Below are 16,270 nucleotides of genomic sequence, written 5' to 3'. Positions count from 1 at the left end.
GTCGGCGACCTCAGCCGACTAAAGTCGGCACTACCTAACCATCGTAGTGCCGACTTTAGTCGGCATCCGGGGGGGGTCGGCGACCTCAGAAGCTGTCTGAAAAGCTAGTGGGCACGCGTTGGAGTGCCGGCTTTAGCCGGCTGAAGCCGGCACTCCAACGCCAGTTCATAGACTTTTCAGACAGCCTCTCAGCCAACTAAAAACAGTAAAGTAGCCTTCTGAAGGACTATAGTTCCTTCCCTCACCTCAACAAGTCTGATTGGTCGTCAAGCGACAGCGGTCAAAGATCAACGGCCCTAGGCGCGCCAACACCTGACTAGGCACTTCAACAAACTGGTAGTAGAGCATGCCATCCCAGATCAACTCGCGGCGCAAAGCGGGGCGCAGCAGCGTCCATTGGGCAATCAGGCCCACATTCCAGTAGACCAACAGCAGGGCGCTGGCCAGAATAGGCCAAGGGCCAACCCGCAGGCGTAGCCATTCGAGCAGGGCCGCGAGGCCCAGCACAAAGATGGGCGTACACTCTATCAATCGTCGGAAGCCAAAAGCTCCGCGTAGGTGCCAAGTGGTACCAAAGGCCCCATTGATATAGGTCTGGGCCAAGAAACCAGCGAGCAACAGTAGGGCGAGGGCATAATCGCGCCGCCCCAGCCAGAAGAGACCCAGCAGCCCTAGCGCCAGCACAGGAGCCCAGAGGAAGGCACCGCGCCCCGGATCAAAGAGCGTATTGAAGAAATTGGGGCTGGCCCAATCGAGTTTACCCGCCACCGTAGCCGACGGCCCTGGGCGGCCATTGAGGATCTGGTAGGCCACCAATTGGGGCGTGAGCGCCAGCAGCAGGGCCAGCAGAAAGGCCACATGGCGACCAACCTGCCGCAGTGCTAGCGGCCAAGCGCGGGTGCGGAGCAATTGCCAATAGCCCCCAAGGGCTTCCAGGGCTGGAATGATCAACAGCAAACCCAACTGCTCACGTGTGATCACCATCAGCCCGCCAATCAGCCCAAGCAAGAGCCATGTTGCGAGGCTACGCTGCTGCGGGCGGCCCCAATCACGCAGCCAGATGGTCAGAAAGAGGGCAAAGAGGAAGAAGCCGGGCGCATGGGCCCATGGCATCGCAATGTAGGTATAGAAGACCAGGGGCGACGCGAGGAAGACGGTGAGCGTCGCCACCGTTGCGGCAAAATCGCCGCTATAGCGGCGAGCGAGGCGATAGGTGAGTTGCAAGCCCAGCAGGGTATAGAGCACCGTCATCATGCAGACGGCGACGATATAGGGGCGAGCAAAGCCATCGCGGGGAATTTCGATCCCGAAGCGATTGGCTAGCAGCACCCCCAGATCGGCGAGGATAAACCCGGGCGCCCAGAGGATCGCGGCACCAACGGGGGCCACATTGCGCAGCAAACCAGTGGTCGGGTTCGGATTGACCGCGTCCTCACGGAGCAGCGCCATGGCCACAGCCTCATCACCAAAGCGGCGGCCCTGCTCGGCGAAATAGGTATACTCATTGCGAAAATCGAGGTCATGGTCAAAATAGACCGAACGGAGATAGGCGTAATACTGCACCTCATCGCTGAGGGCCACGCGGGGCAAACTGATAGGCAACAGCAACAGACAAACCCCTAGAATAATCCAGGGGCCAAACTCACGAGGTTTCATATGCTATTTCGGTAGGAGCGCGGGGGCAGCTTCGCCGCCCCCGCAACGCTTTAACGTTGAACCAGCGGCAGATAGGTCTGAGGGAAGGTCAACGATCCATCAACCCGCACCGTCTGGCTAATAAAGGTATCGGTAGGATTACCAGCACCATCGAGGAAGCGGGCATAGACATAGAAGGTTGGATCTTCAAGTCTACGCAAATTAGGCAGTGAGACGCGAAGCCCGCCAGCGAGGCTCCAATTGTCTACGATCGGTTGGCTATTATCACTACGCCATGCGGGGCCAATCTCAACAGGAATCCAATTGAGGCCCTGGTCAATCAAGGGGTTGGAGATCGGATTAAGGCTATTGGCCAACCAGACGCCCCAATAGCCTCCGGGGAACGTATCGGTAACGGTGACATTGCTAAAGACGAGGGTGCTGAGGATATTGGCATGCTCATTGAGGCGAATCTCAGCCAATTCGCCGCTCTCGAGGACAGGGCGCACCCGATCCAGCGTGAGGCGCGCAGACTCGGTTCTCACATTCCCGCTCTGATCAGTCACCTGTACGGTCACATTCACTGGCCCATCGGAGGGAGAACCAGGAATAGCGACAATATTCGCAAAAAAGCCATCAACGATCCCAAAGGGGCGTCCAAGGGTATCGGCTGACGCTCCAACGCGAAACTCTTTGAGCCCGGAGCAATCATCAGCGCCCTCAATCTCAAGGTAGAAGGCTGCCTCACGGATGAAGGAAGGATCGCCACCGAAGGCTCCATGATCGGTACCCAAATCAAGCAATTCGCTCACGAGCGGGGTAAAGACTGGGTTGGTGGTGGGATGGTGGGGATTGGCGATCCGGATCGACGCATCCACCGCATTATCAAAGGCAACCGAAGCACTCTTCGGCTCTTCCTCCACGGTCTCGTCCTCACGCACCTGGGTATAGAGGGTATAGGGGGTACACTGTTGGAGATTAGTTGGTAGTGTTACTGCAATAGTCGGCTGATACGCAACCCAAGGGTTCTCATGGGTTGGTTCAGCGCCCCAATTCCAACGCACATGGGTTGGGTCACCTTCAACCTCAGTAAAGGTAACACTCACACTCTGGGTAGCACGCACCAACTCTGCGCCACCTTCGATAACGGGTTGGGCGCTAATAGGCGGAGGGGTTGGGGTAGGAGTAATGGTTGGAGTAGGTGTGACAGCCAGAGCACCTTGAGCCGAAAGGAGAAAGTAATCGGTGCGAAGACCCAAGCCACCAAAGCGCTCAACCACAACCTGCATGTATGACCGATCTTCAAGGCTCATTGCGATTGCCCCATTAAAGACCGGATCAGGAGCTGAAGGTAAATGAATTGGGCCAACCACCCCACCATCAGCAGAGATATAGGCTGCATACAGCCTACCATCAACGACCCAACTGAATCCAAGATTATCTGCTGCATCTGCGGAGACACCGACACGACCTTCAGCCGTATCATTCAGGAGGCGCGAGGTCGGCCACGCCCCATTAGGCTGACGCACCGAATAAAAGACCCCGCCATCCGAGCTACGCCAAGCAACGACCGGCGAACCATCGGACATAAAGGTCATTGAAGGATCAGCATCAAAGAGGTTCGTCTCAGAGACGGTCTGAATATCAAAGCCAATGCCATTCCACAAGCCCATATAGATATTGCCTCTACTCATAAAGGCAACACCTATCTCATTATTTGCACCAACTGCAAGGCTTGGACGACCAAAGCTCTCAACATCAGCAACGAGGCCGGGGCCTTGCCATTGCGTAATATCGCCATCTCTGGCGAAGGCATAGCGATAGCGTGCATTGCCATTCCAAATAACAACCGTCGTTCCAGCGTGATCGGTTACTGCTTCAGGGAAGAAGTACTCACGTCCGGTCACGCGAGGCTGTGCAGTCACTTCACCTGAAAGTTGGCCATTAGGATAGCGTTGACGCAGCAGCAATGGCCCAACCACGGCTAACCGCGACCATGTATAGGTAAACATACCGTCATTACGACCTGAGACGGCTGCTGCAATCCAATCAGACTGTCCTTCGGCAGCACCAAGATCAAATGGACTCCCGAAACTCGTTTCCACAGCGGGTTTCACCCAAGACCGAGCAGTTGATCGATCAGCACTACCGGCTATAGCAGCCTGATTGCCTGCCGTAGCAACACTAGGATACTTGACATCGCCTGAACTTGGTATTGCTTGTTGAGACAGCACACGTAGATCTATATCATGTTGTGCAACTATACTCGAAGGTAGTATTCCAGCCAAGACTAACAATGCACAAAGTACACCTACGAAGAACGAGCGAACTACCACTACATAACCCCCTTCATCATAAACAGGGTAAAAATACTAGAGATACATGCTACAGATGATGAGGCATCACAATGTGCTGGATGTACTCAGACTGTAACGTGGTCTGAAACCTTAGTCTTATTCGGTAATCATCACATCACTAAAACGGATTTTACCCATTGCGCGCGTAAAGATACCCGCTTGTCCGTTTGTTAGGGTACTATCCTCGGCTACAAGGATTGGCTCACCGTTCAGTGATGCTTGAAGTTGATCGCCAGAGACACTGAGCGACAATTCATTCCATAGACGCAACTCATAGCCCGGCTCATCAAGGGTGGCAAGTGGGGTTACGACACCATCTACAACCCTTTCGAGCATGATCTTGGGCGTATCGCTATAGATGTCGGCCAATAAGCGCAGCCGATAGAAATCCTCAGCTTGGCGGCGCACAACCAGGCCCACATTGCCATTGCCCTGGTCGTGGAAGCGCATACGTACGGTATAGTCGCTCCATGTCGGATCGCCAATGAAGGCCATGGTCTCATAGGTATTGGGGTTGCCTGCTGCTGCCGTACGATCCTGATGCAACGCGCCCTCTTCGATCTTCCAGACCGAGCGATCCTCTGGGAGCATCATGCCCACATCAACGAACTCCCATGCTTCCAGCGCTTCGGGGCGATCCAGCTCTGGCTTGAGCAGGAGCTGTTCAGCCAATACAGGTGCGCTCGTGGGCTGTGGTGGAACCGTTGGAGTTGGCGTGTAATCAGGTAACTGGAAGATGGGCGAGTCTGACTGTGCTTGACCTTGCCTCTGGAAACTGCTTAAACTGAGGAATAAGCCCAGAATGATCATGAGGGTAAAGCCTGTCATGCCCGCAATAAGCGGGCGTAGGTTACGCTGGCGTTGGTTGCTTTTCATGAGATGTACTCCTTTTATGCGAACAGAATTTTCATTGTTTTCATGAATCAGGTCGATCATAAGCCCTTACGCTTTGTTTTGTCAAGCCGTTGGATGCGTGACCTACCTGATGCACAACTGACATCTTCATGAAGGACGCCGTTGCCACATCAAAAGTTCCCGCCCATAACGAGTGTTGATCGTGATCAACTGGTAATCTCTGGTTAGGTAGCTCTCGTTAGGAAAATAGTCGGTCCATAGATGTGGAATGTAGGTAGGGCGACGCTGATTGAGGACATAATCGGGAGCACGCTTTTCATGGCCTACTGGCCCAGTTCCCATGGTCGCCATTTCAACTCTGGCGATATAGTGGTCATTTAATCCATGCATATCAATAGTTGTACGTTGGCCATAGAACGCAATCGCACCAGCTCCTGCAACCGCAATGCTCTGCTCTGATGTCGTATGGTCGGCCATCCACCACCCAATTTCACGCCAGATATCGACACTTTCATCCAAACCTCGTATGATATATTCAAATTCTCGTGTTCGGTTGAGGGCCATAAAGCTGTAACTTATGAGTAAGCAGATCAATAAGAATTGTGCGGTGCGATAGACCTGAAGCCGTTGCTTAGTTGCACTGATGAGTGTAGCCAACCCATCAGCCAGCAGGATGGCTAGGAGCGGAACAAGGGGCACAAAGAAGCGTTCACCCCGAAAATGATCGCCACCAACTACGATAATATACGTGGTATAGATGCTCACAATGAGCAGCATATAGCCCCGCCAAGTGCCCAATCTCTGCCGCCAATTGGCGATGAATCCGCCTAGGGCAATGATGAGCAGTGGCCCTCCCATCGTTTGGGCAAAACTCCAACTGTAGGCCAAACCACGCATGACTGCCCGCCCGCCTCCGCCAGTTTTGGCATAGAAGGTGTTGGGCAGCCATTCTCCATAGTAGCTATAGCGCCAAAGGAAAAAGGGAATAATAATGAGCAGGTAGGGTGCAATCAAGGCGATGATGCCTCGCTTGCGCCGCATGAAGGCGCGGATATGCCCCCATTCCGACCAACGCAGATCGTAGACGAGCGCATGCAGGATGGTGAGCGCAAATACAAGCAGCCCTTCGGGCCGTGTGAGGCTTGCGAGCGCGAGGACGATGCCTACGCTGCATAAGCGTAGCCGTGTGGGCAGGCCCTCTTCAGCTTCATTCATGTGCCATAGGTAAAGGCTGATGGCTAGTACGATCAGCATGGCATAGAAGGCTGTCTCGAGGCCCCCCCCGCGTGTACTATGTAGCAGCAGACTTTGGCTTGTAGCGACAAAGAGTGCGGCCACACCCCCCCATACCGACCCAAGCAGGCGTTGCCCTACTGTATAGGTGAGTAGCAGAAGCCCAAGTGCCCAGATAACGCCTGATTGGTAACTCCATAGGATGGGATCCATTTCTAGCCATAAGACGAGCGCAATGAGCATCGTGTAGAGGAAGTTGGTATACCCTTCTACCCGCTCGCCAGGGTTGTACACCAATCCATGACCAAGTAAGAAGTTTTGAGCATAATGAAATGAAATAAAGGCATCATCTGAAAGCCAACTTGCCCAGATCATTCCACTAAAGCTCATAATACTGCCAAGTATGGCGATGCCAAGCCGTAACAAAGCCCCTTGGGCTAAGAAGATACCTGCCCCTGCTGCGATAAAGCTGAAACCAACCATGGTGGCATATGTGAGCGGAGAAGGTTTTAAGTAGGCATAAAGTATCAAGAAAATAATGATGAGTGGAGTACAGAGCATGAAGGCTCCACCTACCCTTGCCCCGCGCCAGCGCGCTAATCCCCAGAGCAGTGCGCTACCCATACTGACGATCAAGAGGTTTTCTGGAGCAGTGTAGGGTAAGCGGTAAAACTCCAGATCGGTCATCATGAGGCCAAGCGGGCGCGGATCGCCTGGTTGCTGCCATGGCTCAATTGCTATGGCAAAACGCAGGTTTGGCTCTGGTTCCGCAGGAGGAGGTAATAAGAGCCGATAGACGCGAAAACCTGCTTGCGGCAATGTGGTGGCAAATGCTTGCTCATTGCTCAGGAAGGTTAAGGGGCGTGGTTCTCCTGGCCCAGATGATAAGCGCACATGTACCGCATAACGAGGCGCTGCATGGTATGCCCATGGTATTTGGGCAAAGAAATAACCACTTGTCCAGCGATAGAGAAAGGGCGGCTCGGCGGGCCACTGCTCCAGATCATAGAGCCCAGCCCAATGCGCTTCGCTCTCTATGAGTGGTTGGGTCAGTTCAATGCGCTGAGGGGTTAGCTCTCGTTGCACCATACCTGCCCCAATCACCCAGGCTACCAATAAACCGATGAGGAGGCAGGGCTCTACCAGCCAAGCCATGGATCGCCCCATGTGGGGTTGATCTGTAGGTCTACGTGACGTTACCGACATAGGTTCATGGTGAGGGTGTAAGGTCTACCCCTACAAGCTCTTGAAAGCGAACATCAAGGGCAAAAAAACGGATACTAATCGCCTCATCACTTCGCGCCGGATCTGGTGTGGCGGGCGCTTCCAGCGTTACTGTATGGTGACCAGGTGGTACGAGCAGGCGAATTTGGTGGCTTGTGGGTTGGTGAGCTTCAATCAGTAATTGACCAGCGTCGCTGCCATGAAGCTGGAAGGCCAAAGGTCTGGGGGTTTCATGGCTGATCATGCGGAGGGTGATGGTCGCAAGGTGGGCTTGCTCAAGTGGATTGAAGAGGCGTATCTCAGCCTGTTCTCCGATCCAACGCCAACGGTATGCGCCCTCTTCCTCCAAACCTTGCCACCCTGGCCCCAGATAGCCCAAGGGCCCAACGGGCCATGTGTCGGGCACGCTGTAGACCTCAAGCCGCTCATCAGCCACAATTGGCGGGCCAAAGCCCAACGCTTCGGCGGTAGCCCGCACGCGGGCGAAATATTCTTCGCGCCCCACCGTCAAATCAAGGGCGACGTAGCGTACATCGTAGGCAGCAAAGCTCTGCTGTCCCAACAGGGGCCAGCCGGGGTTCACAATATCATTGGCCACCAGCGGATAACCCTCGATCTCGCGCAGGCCCGGCGCATAGCGGCTGAAGGTGTAGGCGGGCGGGCGGGCGAGGTAGCCGCCCAAGATAGGCCAACGATGCACTATCTGGGTTGTGAGGTTTTCGCTGCGATTCACCTGAATATAGAGCGGCAACGGCATCACCGCACCGCGCGGATTGCCCTCTGCATCAAATGGCGCAGGCCCCAGGGTGTGATAGAAGGGATGCACCTCACGCTGCTGAATCAGCATTGGGCCAGCGTAGGCATCGAAGGCGAGCAGCAGCGCAATCAAGCCCGCCGCCAGCCCCCCTGCGGCCCGCGCCGTCATGCGCCGACTGAGCCAAGCGAAGCCGTAGGCCACTAAGATAGCCAAGAGTACACTGGCTATGACCATGATATGGCTCGGACGCTGGCCCGAACGAATACCCGGAATGTCTTGCAGCAGCATAAAGGGCAAGGGCAAGCCCGTATCATAGCCCGCGATCCGCAGGGTTGGCCCCATGGCTAACAGGAGCGTCAGCCCAATCAGCGCGACCCAACGGCGCACCAGTGGCCACGCCGTCACCGCGCCAAGTACGCCAACGGCGATGCCAACCCAGCCCAAGGCCACATTCCAGATCACCGCCCCCGGATAGCGTTGCTCGCGTGCTGCCCAGATCGCCTCGCCCCAGAGCGGGTGCAACGGATTGGGCAAGAAGAAGTCGAGCAGATCAGCCGAACGTAAGGCATGGATCTCGCGCAAATCCCAGAGCTTGTCGGGTTCACTCATGAGCCCCTGCAACTGCGGCGCGATCAGGATGAGCCACCAGATAGCCGGTGTGCCACCCCAGATCGCTCGCATCCATGCCTGACGATCAGGCCAGCGCCAAGGTTGCCCTGGGCCTGGTACGAAGAGCCAGACCGCCGCCGCCAGTCCGGTGGTCATGACACAGAAGAGCCCATAGTACCAGCCGCCTAAGCCGACCCAGACCAGCAGCAGCCCACAGAGGAGCGAGCGCCACCAGGTGGGGCGTTCCAGCAGGGTGTAGAGCGCGAAGAGGTAGAGCGGCACCCAATGGATGGCGGTCACTTCGACTGGGCCATCCACCATACGCTGCACATGGTAGGGCGAGAAGGCAAAGACCATGCCGCCCAGCAATGAACCCAGGGTATGGCCCGTCACCTCACGGGCAAAGAGGAAGGTCACATAGCCACTCAGCACAAAACTGAGCAGCACCGTCCAGTTGAAGCCGGCCAACGGCCCTAGCAGCAGCGTAATGGGGAGCGCAGTTATGCCATGAGCCACCTGCGAGGTCTGCCAGAAGAGGTCAACCCCAGTGGGATAGTAGAGAATATTGGTAAAAAAGGGCAAGCGGCCACTACTCAGGGCCGTCGCCACCCACCAGAGATTCCAGGTACCCTGAAAGGCATCCACCCCGTGTTCGGCCCCAATGATGCCAGTGGTGAAATAGCGCACCATAGGCCAACTTATCAGGATGGCACACAGGGTGTAAAGCAAAATTACCCCAGTATGCAGGGCTACACTGCGCCAACGTTGCTGGGCTATGCCCTCAGGCCCTGCCAAGGCAGGGCGTAACGCTTCTGGATGCTGCCGCTCTTCACGCACCATTGTTCGCTATCAACTCCATCACAATAACCCCCAGAGTATAGCACATTCTCTGGCTCTGCCTATTCGATTGGGGGGTGATCAAAATCTGTAGGGCGGTGCCCTACAACCCTTCGGACAGAGTGGGAGCGCGAGGGAACCTGGTTCCCTCGCACATCCCTAGCTACACATGTTGGTCACACCTATTCGATTATTATCCCCATCACCGCCAGACTCAAACGGCGCGTTGGTTGGTGTTCCAACGCATCTGCTGGTGCCTCCAAACGGAGGCGTGTTTCGCCGACAGGTACGATCAGGTGAAACGTGCGCTGCATGCGCTCGCGGCTCACCTCAAGGCTGAAGGTTGCACCATCAGCCAGATGCAGCCTGAGCGGACGCGCATGGGCAAAAGCCTCCAGATCAAGCGTGAGGCGGACTACGCGCGGCGTGTCGCTCGGATTGACCAGGTAGAGATCGGCCTGTTCGCCCATCCAACGCCAATGCTGCTGCTCTACAGCTTCCACTTGTTCCCATCCAGCCCCCAAGAAGGCCAGTGGGCGCGGCACTTCCGGGCTAGGCACGGCATAGAACGTGACCTCGTGGTCACGGTACACGGTCTCAAGCCCCATTTCGGCTGCATACTCACGCATCAGCGGCAGGGGCGGGCCCATACTCGCATGGTGAAAGATGACATAGCGCAAGTCGTAGGCGGCAAGGCTCTCGCGGGCCAGTTCGGGCCAGCCCGGATGCAGAATGTCGTCACGATCTACGTGGCCAAAACGCAGCGCCTTGACGCCGGGGGCGTAATCTCCGAGCGGGTAGGGCGGTGCGCGCCCAATGAAGCCGCCAAGGATGGGTTGACCATGCTGAATCTGGTTCCAGAGGTGTTCACTATTTGAAAAATGGAGGTGGGGCGGCACCGGGAAGAAGGGACCTGTGAGCGCATCCCCCGATCTCAATGCCTCCGGTACCTGACGCTGGAAGAGGGGCAAGGGGCCAGCCCAGCCGTCAATGAACACGACAGCAACGATCAAGCCAGCAGCGGCCCAAGGCCCATGCGCCCGCTTCAGGCGCATGAACAGCAGTCGCGCCCCAAGGGCCGCAAAGAGCGCTACGGTCAGGATGGTAATCAACACAAAATGGTTGGGACGATGACTCGAACGCACGCCCGGCAGATCGCGGATCAGCGCATAGGGGCCAGGCACACCAGTCTGCCAGCCCGCAATGATCAGTTCAGAACCCGCAGCAATCGCAGCAGCAAATATCCCAACCACCAACCAGCGCCATTGGGTACGCCACGTCTTCACCACCCCTATGAGGCCCAGGCCGGTTCCCACCAGCCCTAAGGCCACGTTCCAAAGGGTCGAACCCGCATTGATCCCTTCGTAAAAAGCTGTTACCTGCGCCCCCCAAAGTGGATGGTGGGGGTTGGGTAACCAGAAGGCGATCAGATCGGCATAGGATTGGACATGTTCGCTTGCATCCCCCAGGAGCGTATCACCATAGGTGAACATGTGCCACAGCCGAGGGGCCATGAGGACGAACCAGAGCAGCAGTGGGCCGAGGCCCCAAGCCAAGTAGGTCAGATTGAGCCGCCAAGCTCCGCCTGGTAGTCGCCACTCAAGCCCCCCGCGCTGCGTTTGGGCCAGCGCCCAGAGCCCCGCCATCACCCCACTTGTCATCAGGGTGAAGAGGCCGTAGTACCACGTCCCCAAGCCTACCCAGAGCAGTGCCGCGCCACTCAGTAGCACCAAGTACCAGCGTGGGCGCACCAGTAAGGCATAGGTGGCCCAGGCCCACAAGGGCAACCACTGGATCGAGGCGACCTCAAGTTGAGCATCCAAGACCTTCTGCAGATGAAAGGGTGCAAAGGCATAGACGGCCCCCCCAACCAGTGCGGCCAATTCGGTTGGACGCTGCTCAGTGCCGTCGTTCAAGATATAGCCAAGCAACAGAAATGTGAAGTAGCCACTGAGGATAAAGCTCAAGAGGATCAGCATGTTGTAGGCGGGCAAGGGGCCAAGGGTGAGGGTGAGGGGCAAGACCAACAAGCCCTGGGGCAGACTCAACGTCTGCCAGAAGAGATCAAGCCCCTGGGGATGGAAGAGCAGCGGGGTGAAAAAGGGACTCTGGCCACTCGTGAGCGCCTGGGCTGTCCACCAAATATTCCAGATGCCCAAGTAGGCATCCACCTGCCCTGGGCCATTGGCAATCACATGCGAGCCTATGTGGAGCGGCATGGGATAGGTCACCACAAGGGTCAGGAGGGTGTAGAGACCTAGCACAAGGCTGTGTTTCAGCAGGCGTTGGCGCATCACGAGTCGCGCTCCACGGCCAAGACTGCGACGCCCACGTTCCATGGCGCTGCTTCCAGATCAAGCAGGCTGCGTGGGCTAGTGATGCTCAGCACGAGGGGCTGATCGGGCAGACATGCCCCCGCGCCCAAGGGCAGGATCAGGCGCTGCTCGCTGCCACTTAGCGTAACCGTCTGGATCACACCGACGGCCTCAAGGGTGACGGGCCGCCCGGCGGGGCCGCGCAGATCAACCTGGAGCTCGTTACAGCCACTGCCGCCCACACGCACCTGAGCACTGCCAAGGGTCCAACGCCCCTCAGTGAGGTCGGGGGTAATCGGCGCAAAGCCAACAAAGTGACCCAATGCTGCGGTTGCCCCAGGGATCACCCGCGCATCTGGCGGCGTGGGGGTCGCGCTCCAAGCCCAGGTGTAGAAGTCGTTGGTATCGCGGCCAAACTCAATGATTTCGTTATGGGCAGCCTCAGCCGCAGCCTGATCGCCCAGCATGGTAGCCAGCCAACTCTCCATAGCCAAGGCGTAGAGGCTGCGTGGCTCCGCTTCACGCGCCACCACGAACCACTCCAGGGCTGTCTCATGATCGCCTTGGAGCATGGCCAAATCGGCTAGGGCAAGCGCACGCAACGAGTTTTCTGGATCAGCCGCATGGGCAGTCAAGAAGGCCGCTTCAGCGGTCGCAAAGTCGCCTTGGGCCAGGGCTTGCCGCCCCACACTGGCGCTCTGCTCCACACTGATCCAGGTGATGTAGCGGGTACTGAAGATCAGCGCAAAGAAGACCAGCCAGCCCGTCAGCATCAGGCCAACCCGCATCCATTGGGGGCGGCTCAAGCCTTGGCGGAGCGCCCGCCATGCCATTGGGATGCGCCAGAGCGCATAGGCGCAAAAGGGTACAAAGATGGCCACCAAGGGCAGACGTAGGCGATGATGACCAATCGTGATGGCCGAGAGCAGTACGCCTAAGCCGAACCAGAGCAGTAGCGGGGTAGTACGCCGCCACGAGGGCGCAAAGCTCAAACCAGCAATGCCCCCAAGCATGATAAAGATATACTGGGCATCGGCCAGCAGACTCAGGGGGCGCGGATTCTCGCCCGCACTGAGTACAATCTGCTCATTGGTTGGACTGATTGTTACCACATCGCCCACGGCATAGCTACGCGATTGCAGCAGGAAGAGCGAGGCGATCTTGTAGCGTGCCCGCACCAGATGGAACAGCGGATCTTCACGAAAGCGTTCGAGCGTCATCTCCACCGCAAGGGCTTGGCGGTCGGCAAGGTTGGGCAGGCCAAAAATGGCCGCTTCGCCCGCAATGCGATCCGCTTCGCCCTGCACGGTGCCAAACCACATACTGATGCCGCCGTTGGTATCCACCAAGATCAGCCGCTCATGCACAAGGTAGTTCCGCAAAGCCCAGGGGCTAATCAGTAGCGCTGCGCCCAGCGCAAGGGCCGCAGGCGCAAGCAGCCGCCCGGCCATCCCTTTGGGCTTGGCGGGGGGCTTGGCCCAGAGTAGCATGAGCAGCCCGGCCATCGGGATAAAGAGCAACGAGACCGCCCGGGTCAGGGTGGCCATGGCCAGCACCAGGCCCGCAACAAGCGCCCAACGCCAGTCGCCATCCTCAATGGTGCGATCCACCAACACCAAGGCCAGCACGATCAGCATGACAAAGATCGCCTCGGCGAAGAGCACACTGCTAAAGCTGGCAAAGGGCACAAAGAGAGCCGCCAACAGCCCACTGAGTAGGCCAATAGCTTGGCTCGCAAAGAGCCGCCGCGCCAGCCAGACAAAGGCTAGGATGCCTACGCCGGTTACGAGGGCTTGGGCGAGCAACGCCCAACGCAGGTCAATTCCGGCAATAGTAAAACTGAGTGCCAAAAAGATCGGATAGACCGGGGGACGCAGCCACTTGCCGGTATCATGGTAGCCGCCCTCCATCAGATGGAGCGCAGCACGATAATACTCTTCCGGGTCGCCGGGCTGCACCGCGCCAGCCGTGGCCTGCCACGACCAGAACCAGACGCGCACCAGCACTGCCACCAGCACAACTGCGAACAGACCCAAGGTGTAGAGCGAGAAACGACGAGTCACGATGGCTTTTCCGTGAATATGAGGAACAGGGAACGGAGAACAGGGGAACAGAAGAACAGGGGAACAGAGAACAGGGGAACAGGGAACAGGGGAACAGGGGAACAGGGGGGCAGGGAACAGGGAACAGACCGCACTTAGGGAAGCAGAAATTTTCAAGTATCCCAGCAGCCTGTCATGCTGAACAGTCCATGGGGGAAGCAGAAATTTTCAAGTATCCCAGCAGCCTGTCATGCTGAATAGTACATTATGGGCGGGCATCGTAGTGCCGACTTTAGTCGGCTGAGGTCTTTGGCAGCGATGGGAAGCCGACTAAAGTCAGCACTACCTACGGCGTAAACGGGAACGTTCCTACGAACCTTCGCTCAGGGTGGCAACGCAATGGGGCAATCAACAACATTCGCTTCCCTGAGCGGCCATCGTAGTGCCGACTTTAGTCGGCTGAGGTCTTTGGCAGCGATGGGAAGCCGACTAAAGTCGGCACTACCTACGGTCTCAATGGGGCAATCAACAACATCCGCTTCCCTTATTATTGTTGACATCCCCTCACATTCCAAACTCTGTGCCCTCGGTGCCTCTGTGGTGCAATCCTCAGTACCTCTGCTCGTTGCTGTTTTGGATCCTTTTGTCCAAAACTCTCTCTCCCTACTCAACGCAGCCCACGCGCATGCAGGTGTTCAGCGAGCCACGCGGCTTCGGCGGGCGTGAGGTCGGGGGGGGGCGGTGGGCCAGTATAATCGATGCGCCGCCCATAGCGGGCACTAGCGTAGATTTGGCGCAGGCAGGCATTGAGATCAAGGGGAATATCGGGGTCGGGATGGCGCAACGGCACCGGCACGATGCCCAGAGGTTCTTGCCAGGTCACGGGCCAGATTTCGATCTGCGGGCGCGAGGCGGCCCGGCTCAGGTAGATGAAGCCGGGGGTTGGCGGCAGATCGGCCTGTACCAGTGGGCGCCGCCCGGCACGCAACAGGTCAATTTCGAGCAGATGGGCCGGGCTGTGAAACATGGCTTGGCGCTTCTTCTCGTAGGCATCGGCCCCATCGGGGCCGGGACGCTTATTGGCAGGTGAGAGCAGTTCAATCGCGGTCACGAGGGCGCCTTCATCCAGCGTGACAATTTCGAGGCGAGCGTAGCGCATCGGCACCAGCAGCGGGGCCACCCCACGCAGCGGTGCCGGGGTAATCGAGGGCGAGGGATGCTGCATAGACGCTTGTGGCGTCACATACGCCTGTGCGCTCTCGAAGATCGCCACATCGGGCACGACGGCCATGCGCGTTGCGGGCAACTCAGCACGTTCTAAGCTCACATAAGGCGTAATCGCAGTCGTATAGTTGGGCCCAATCTGCGCTTCGAGTTGATCGCTGATTGCCGTGATTAAACGGTGATGCACATCAGGCCAGAGCTTGGGGGCTTCGAGGTAGGGATTCATTCCGGCAAAGGGGAAGTCCATTGGGCAGCGCCTTTCTTTGGGGAACAGGCTCGTTGGATTTTAGCATACCACATCCCAGATGGGCTGATTTTGCTGTACAATCAAGCAATGTATGATCACATCAACCAGGTATGTTCGCTCATTCGCGCCCGTAGCGCCCTTGTGCCCCGCGTTGGCATGATCTTGGGTTCGGGCTTGGCTGCGTTGGCCGATGAGTTGGATGAGGCGGTGGTGTTCCCCTATGCGGAGCTACCCGGGTTTCATGAGCCGAAGGTGCCGGGGCATCGTGGCGAGTTGGCACTGGGCTTGTTGGCCGGTCAGCCGGTGGCGGTGCTCCGCGGACGCTTCCACTTCTATGAGGGCTATGGTATGCCCGAAGTCACCTTCCCGGTGCGCGTGCTGCGTGCGTTGGGCTGTGAGACGCTGCTGGTGACCAATGCGGCTGGTGGGCTGCACGCTACCTGGCAGGTGGGCGATATTATGCTCATTACCGATCACATCTTTATGCCTGGGCTGGCGGGCCATACGCCCCTGCTTGGCCCCAATGATGATCGGCTGGGGCCGCGTTTCCCGGGCATGGTTGGTGCCTACCAGAGCGAGTGGGTGCCGCTGGCTCATGCGGCTGCCGCTGGGTTGGGCTTTACCCTGCGCGAAGGGGTCTACCTGATGGTTGCAGGGCCAAGCTTCGAGAGTGGGGCCGAACTGCGCGCCTTCCGGCTCTGGGGGGCCGATGCGGTGGGCATGTCTACCGCCCCTGAAGTGGTGGTGGCACGCCACGCCGGGATGCGTGTCTTGGGCTTTTCGCTGATTACCAACCTGGCCCTGCCCGATGGCCCCCCCGCAAACCACGCCGAGGTACTCGATGCAGGCGAGGCGGCGAAGCCGCGTTTTGCGGCGCTGATCCGCGAGGTGCTGCGGAGAGGAGCGTTTGTAGAGGGTTTTTAGAGGGCACAGAG

9 protein-coding genes are annotated in these 16,270 nt (G+C 57.7%); 1 reads left to right on the top strand and 8 read right to left on the bottom strand.

The features are described from left to right. Positions 1 to 246: 246 nt before the first annotated feature. The 8 genes from CJ255_RS07445 to CJ255_RS07410 form a co-directional block, all read right to left on the bottom strand. Entirely contained in the window at positions 247 to 1,656 is a 1,410-nt protein-coding gene (locus CJ255_RS07445; RefSeq protein WP_097643457.1) for a hypothetical protein, read from the bottom strand. A gap of 50 nt (positions 1,657 to 1,706) precedes the next feature. After that, the gene (locus tag CJ255_RS07440) at positions 1,707 to 3,740 is read right to left on the bottom strand and encodes a hypothetical protein (RefSeq protein ID WP_124681853.1); all 2,034 of its coding nucleotides are present in this window, start codon (positions 3,738 to 3,740) and stop codon (positions 1,707 to 1,709) included. Between the two features lie 348 nt (positions 3,741 to 4,088). Further along, the gene (locus CJ255_RS07435) at positions 4,089 to 4,868 is read right to left on the bottom strand and encodes a 3-keto-alpha-glucoside-1,2-lyase-like domain-containing protein (RefSeq protein WP_097643455.1); all 780 of its coding nucleotides are present in this window, start codon (positions 4,866 to 4,868) and stop codon (positions 4,089 to 4,091) included. Between the two features lie 126 nt (positions 4,869 to 4,994). Continuing rightward, positions 4,995 to 7,235 carry a DUF8728 domain-containing protein gene (locus tag CJ255_RS07430; RefSeq protein ID WP_097643454.1) on the bottom strand — a complete coding sequence of 747 codons (2,241 nt, stop codon included), beginning with the start codon at positions 7,233 to 7,235 and terminating at the stop codon, positions 4,995 to 4,997. A 55-nt stretch (positions 7,236 to 7,290) separates the two neighbouring features. Then, positions 7,291 to 9,510: a putative glycosyltransferase family protein gene (locus CJ255_RS07425; RefSeq protein ID WP_097643453.1), complete on the bottom strand. Its 2,220-nt coding sequence runs from the start codon at positions 9,508 to 9,510 to the stop codon at positions 7,291 to 7,293. 179 nt (positions 9,511 to 9,689) lie between these two features. Next, a complete protein-coding gene (locus tag CJ255_RS07420) occupies positions 9,690 to 11,846 on the bottom strand; it encodes a hypothetical protein (protein WP_097643452.1) in 2,157 nt (718 codons plus the stop codon). Next, complete coding sequence (locus CJ255_RS07415) at positions 11,801 to 13,885, bottom strand: glycosyltransferase family 39 protein (RefSeq protein ID WP_097643451.1); 2,085 nt, start codon at positions 13,883 to 13,885, stop codon at positions 11,801 to 11,803. Before CJ255_RS07415 ends, CJ255_RS07420 begins: the two co-directional genes overlap by 46 nt. A gap of 646 nt (positions 13,886 to 14,531) precedes the next feature. Continuing rightward, positions 14,532 to 15,335: a DUF4058 family protein gene (locus tag CJ255_RS07410; RefSeq protein ID WP_097643450.1), complete on the bottom strand. Its 804-nt coding sequence runs from the start codon at positions 15,333 to 15,335 to the stop codon at positions 14,532 to 14,534. 87 nt (positions 15,336 to 15,422) lie between these two features. Here CJ255_RS07410 and CJ255_RS07405 point away from each other — a divergent pair, with 87 nt between their 5' ends. After that, the gene (locus tag CJ255_RS07405; RefSeq protein WP_097643449.1) at positions 15,423 to 16,259 is read left to right on the top strand and encodes a purine-nucleoside phosphorylase; all 837 of its coding nucleotides are present in this window, start codon (positions 15,423 to 15,425) and stop codon (positions 16,257 to 16,259) included. Positions 16,260 to 16,270: the final 11 nt, after the last annotated feature.

Source organism: Candidatus Viridilinea mediisalina, assembly GCF_002532535.1.
GTDB classification, from domain to species: Bacteria; Chloroflexota; Chloroflexia; order Chloroflexales; family Chloroflexaceae; genus Viridilinea; species Viridilinea mediisalina.
The sequence above is the reverse complement of the archived record's forward strand: the minus strand, read 5'-3'. Positions and strand labels throughout refer to the sequence as shown.

What these genes read in the sequence shown, in the direction of transcription:
- CJ255_RS07405 (WP_097643449.1), top strand. Translation starts at nt 15,423, where the DNA reads ATGTATGATCACATCAACCAGGTATGTTCGCTCATTCGCGCCCGTAGC.
- CJ255_RS07410 (WP_097643450.1), bottom strand. Translation starts at nt 15,335, where the DNA reads ATGGACTTCCCCTTTGCCGGAATGAATCCCTACCTCGAAGCCCCCAAG.
- CJ255_RS07420 (WP_097643452.1), bottom strand. Translation starts at nt 11,846, where the DNA reads ATGGAACGTGGGCGTCGCAGTCTTGGCCGTGGAGCGCGACTCGTGATG.
- CJ255_RS07430 (WP_097643454.1), bottom strand. Translation starts at nt 7,235, where the DNA reads ATGGCTTGGCTGGTAGAGCCCTGCCTCCTCATCGGTTTATTGGTAGCC.
- CJ255_RS07425 (WP_097643453.1), bottom strand. Translation starts at nt 9,510, where the DNA reads ATGGTGCGTGAAGAGCGGCAGCATCCAGAAGCGTTACGCCCTGCCTTG.
- CJ255_RS07445 (WP_097643457.1), bottom strand. Translation starts at nt 1,656, where the DNA reads ATGAAACCTCGTGAGTTTGGCCCCTGGATTATTCTAGGGGTTTGTCTG.
- CJ255_RS07435 (WP_097643455.1), bottom strand. Translation starts at nt 4,868, where the DNA reads ATGAAAAGCAACCAACGCCAGCGTAACCTACGCCCGCTTATTGCGGGC.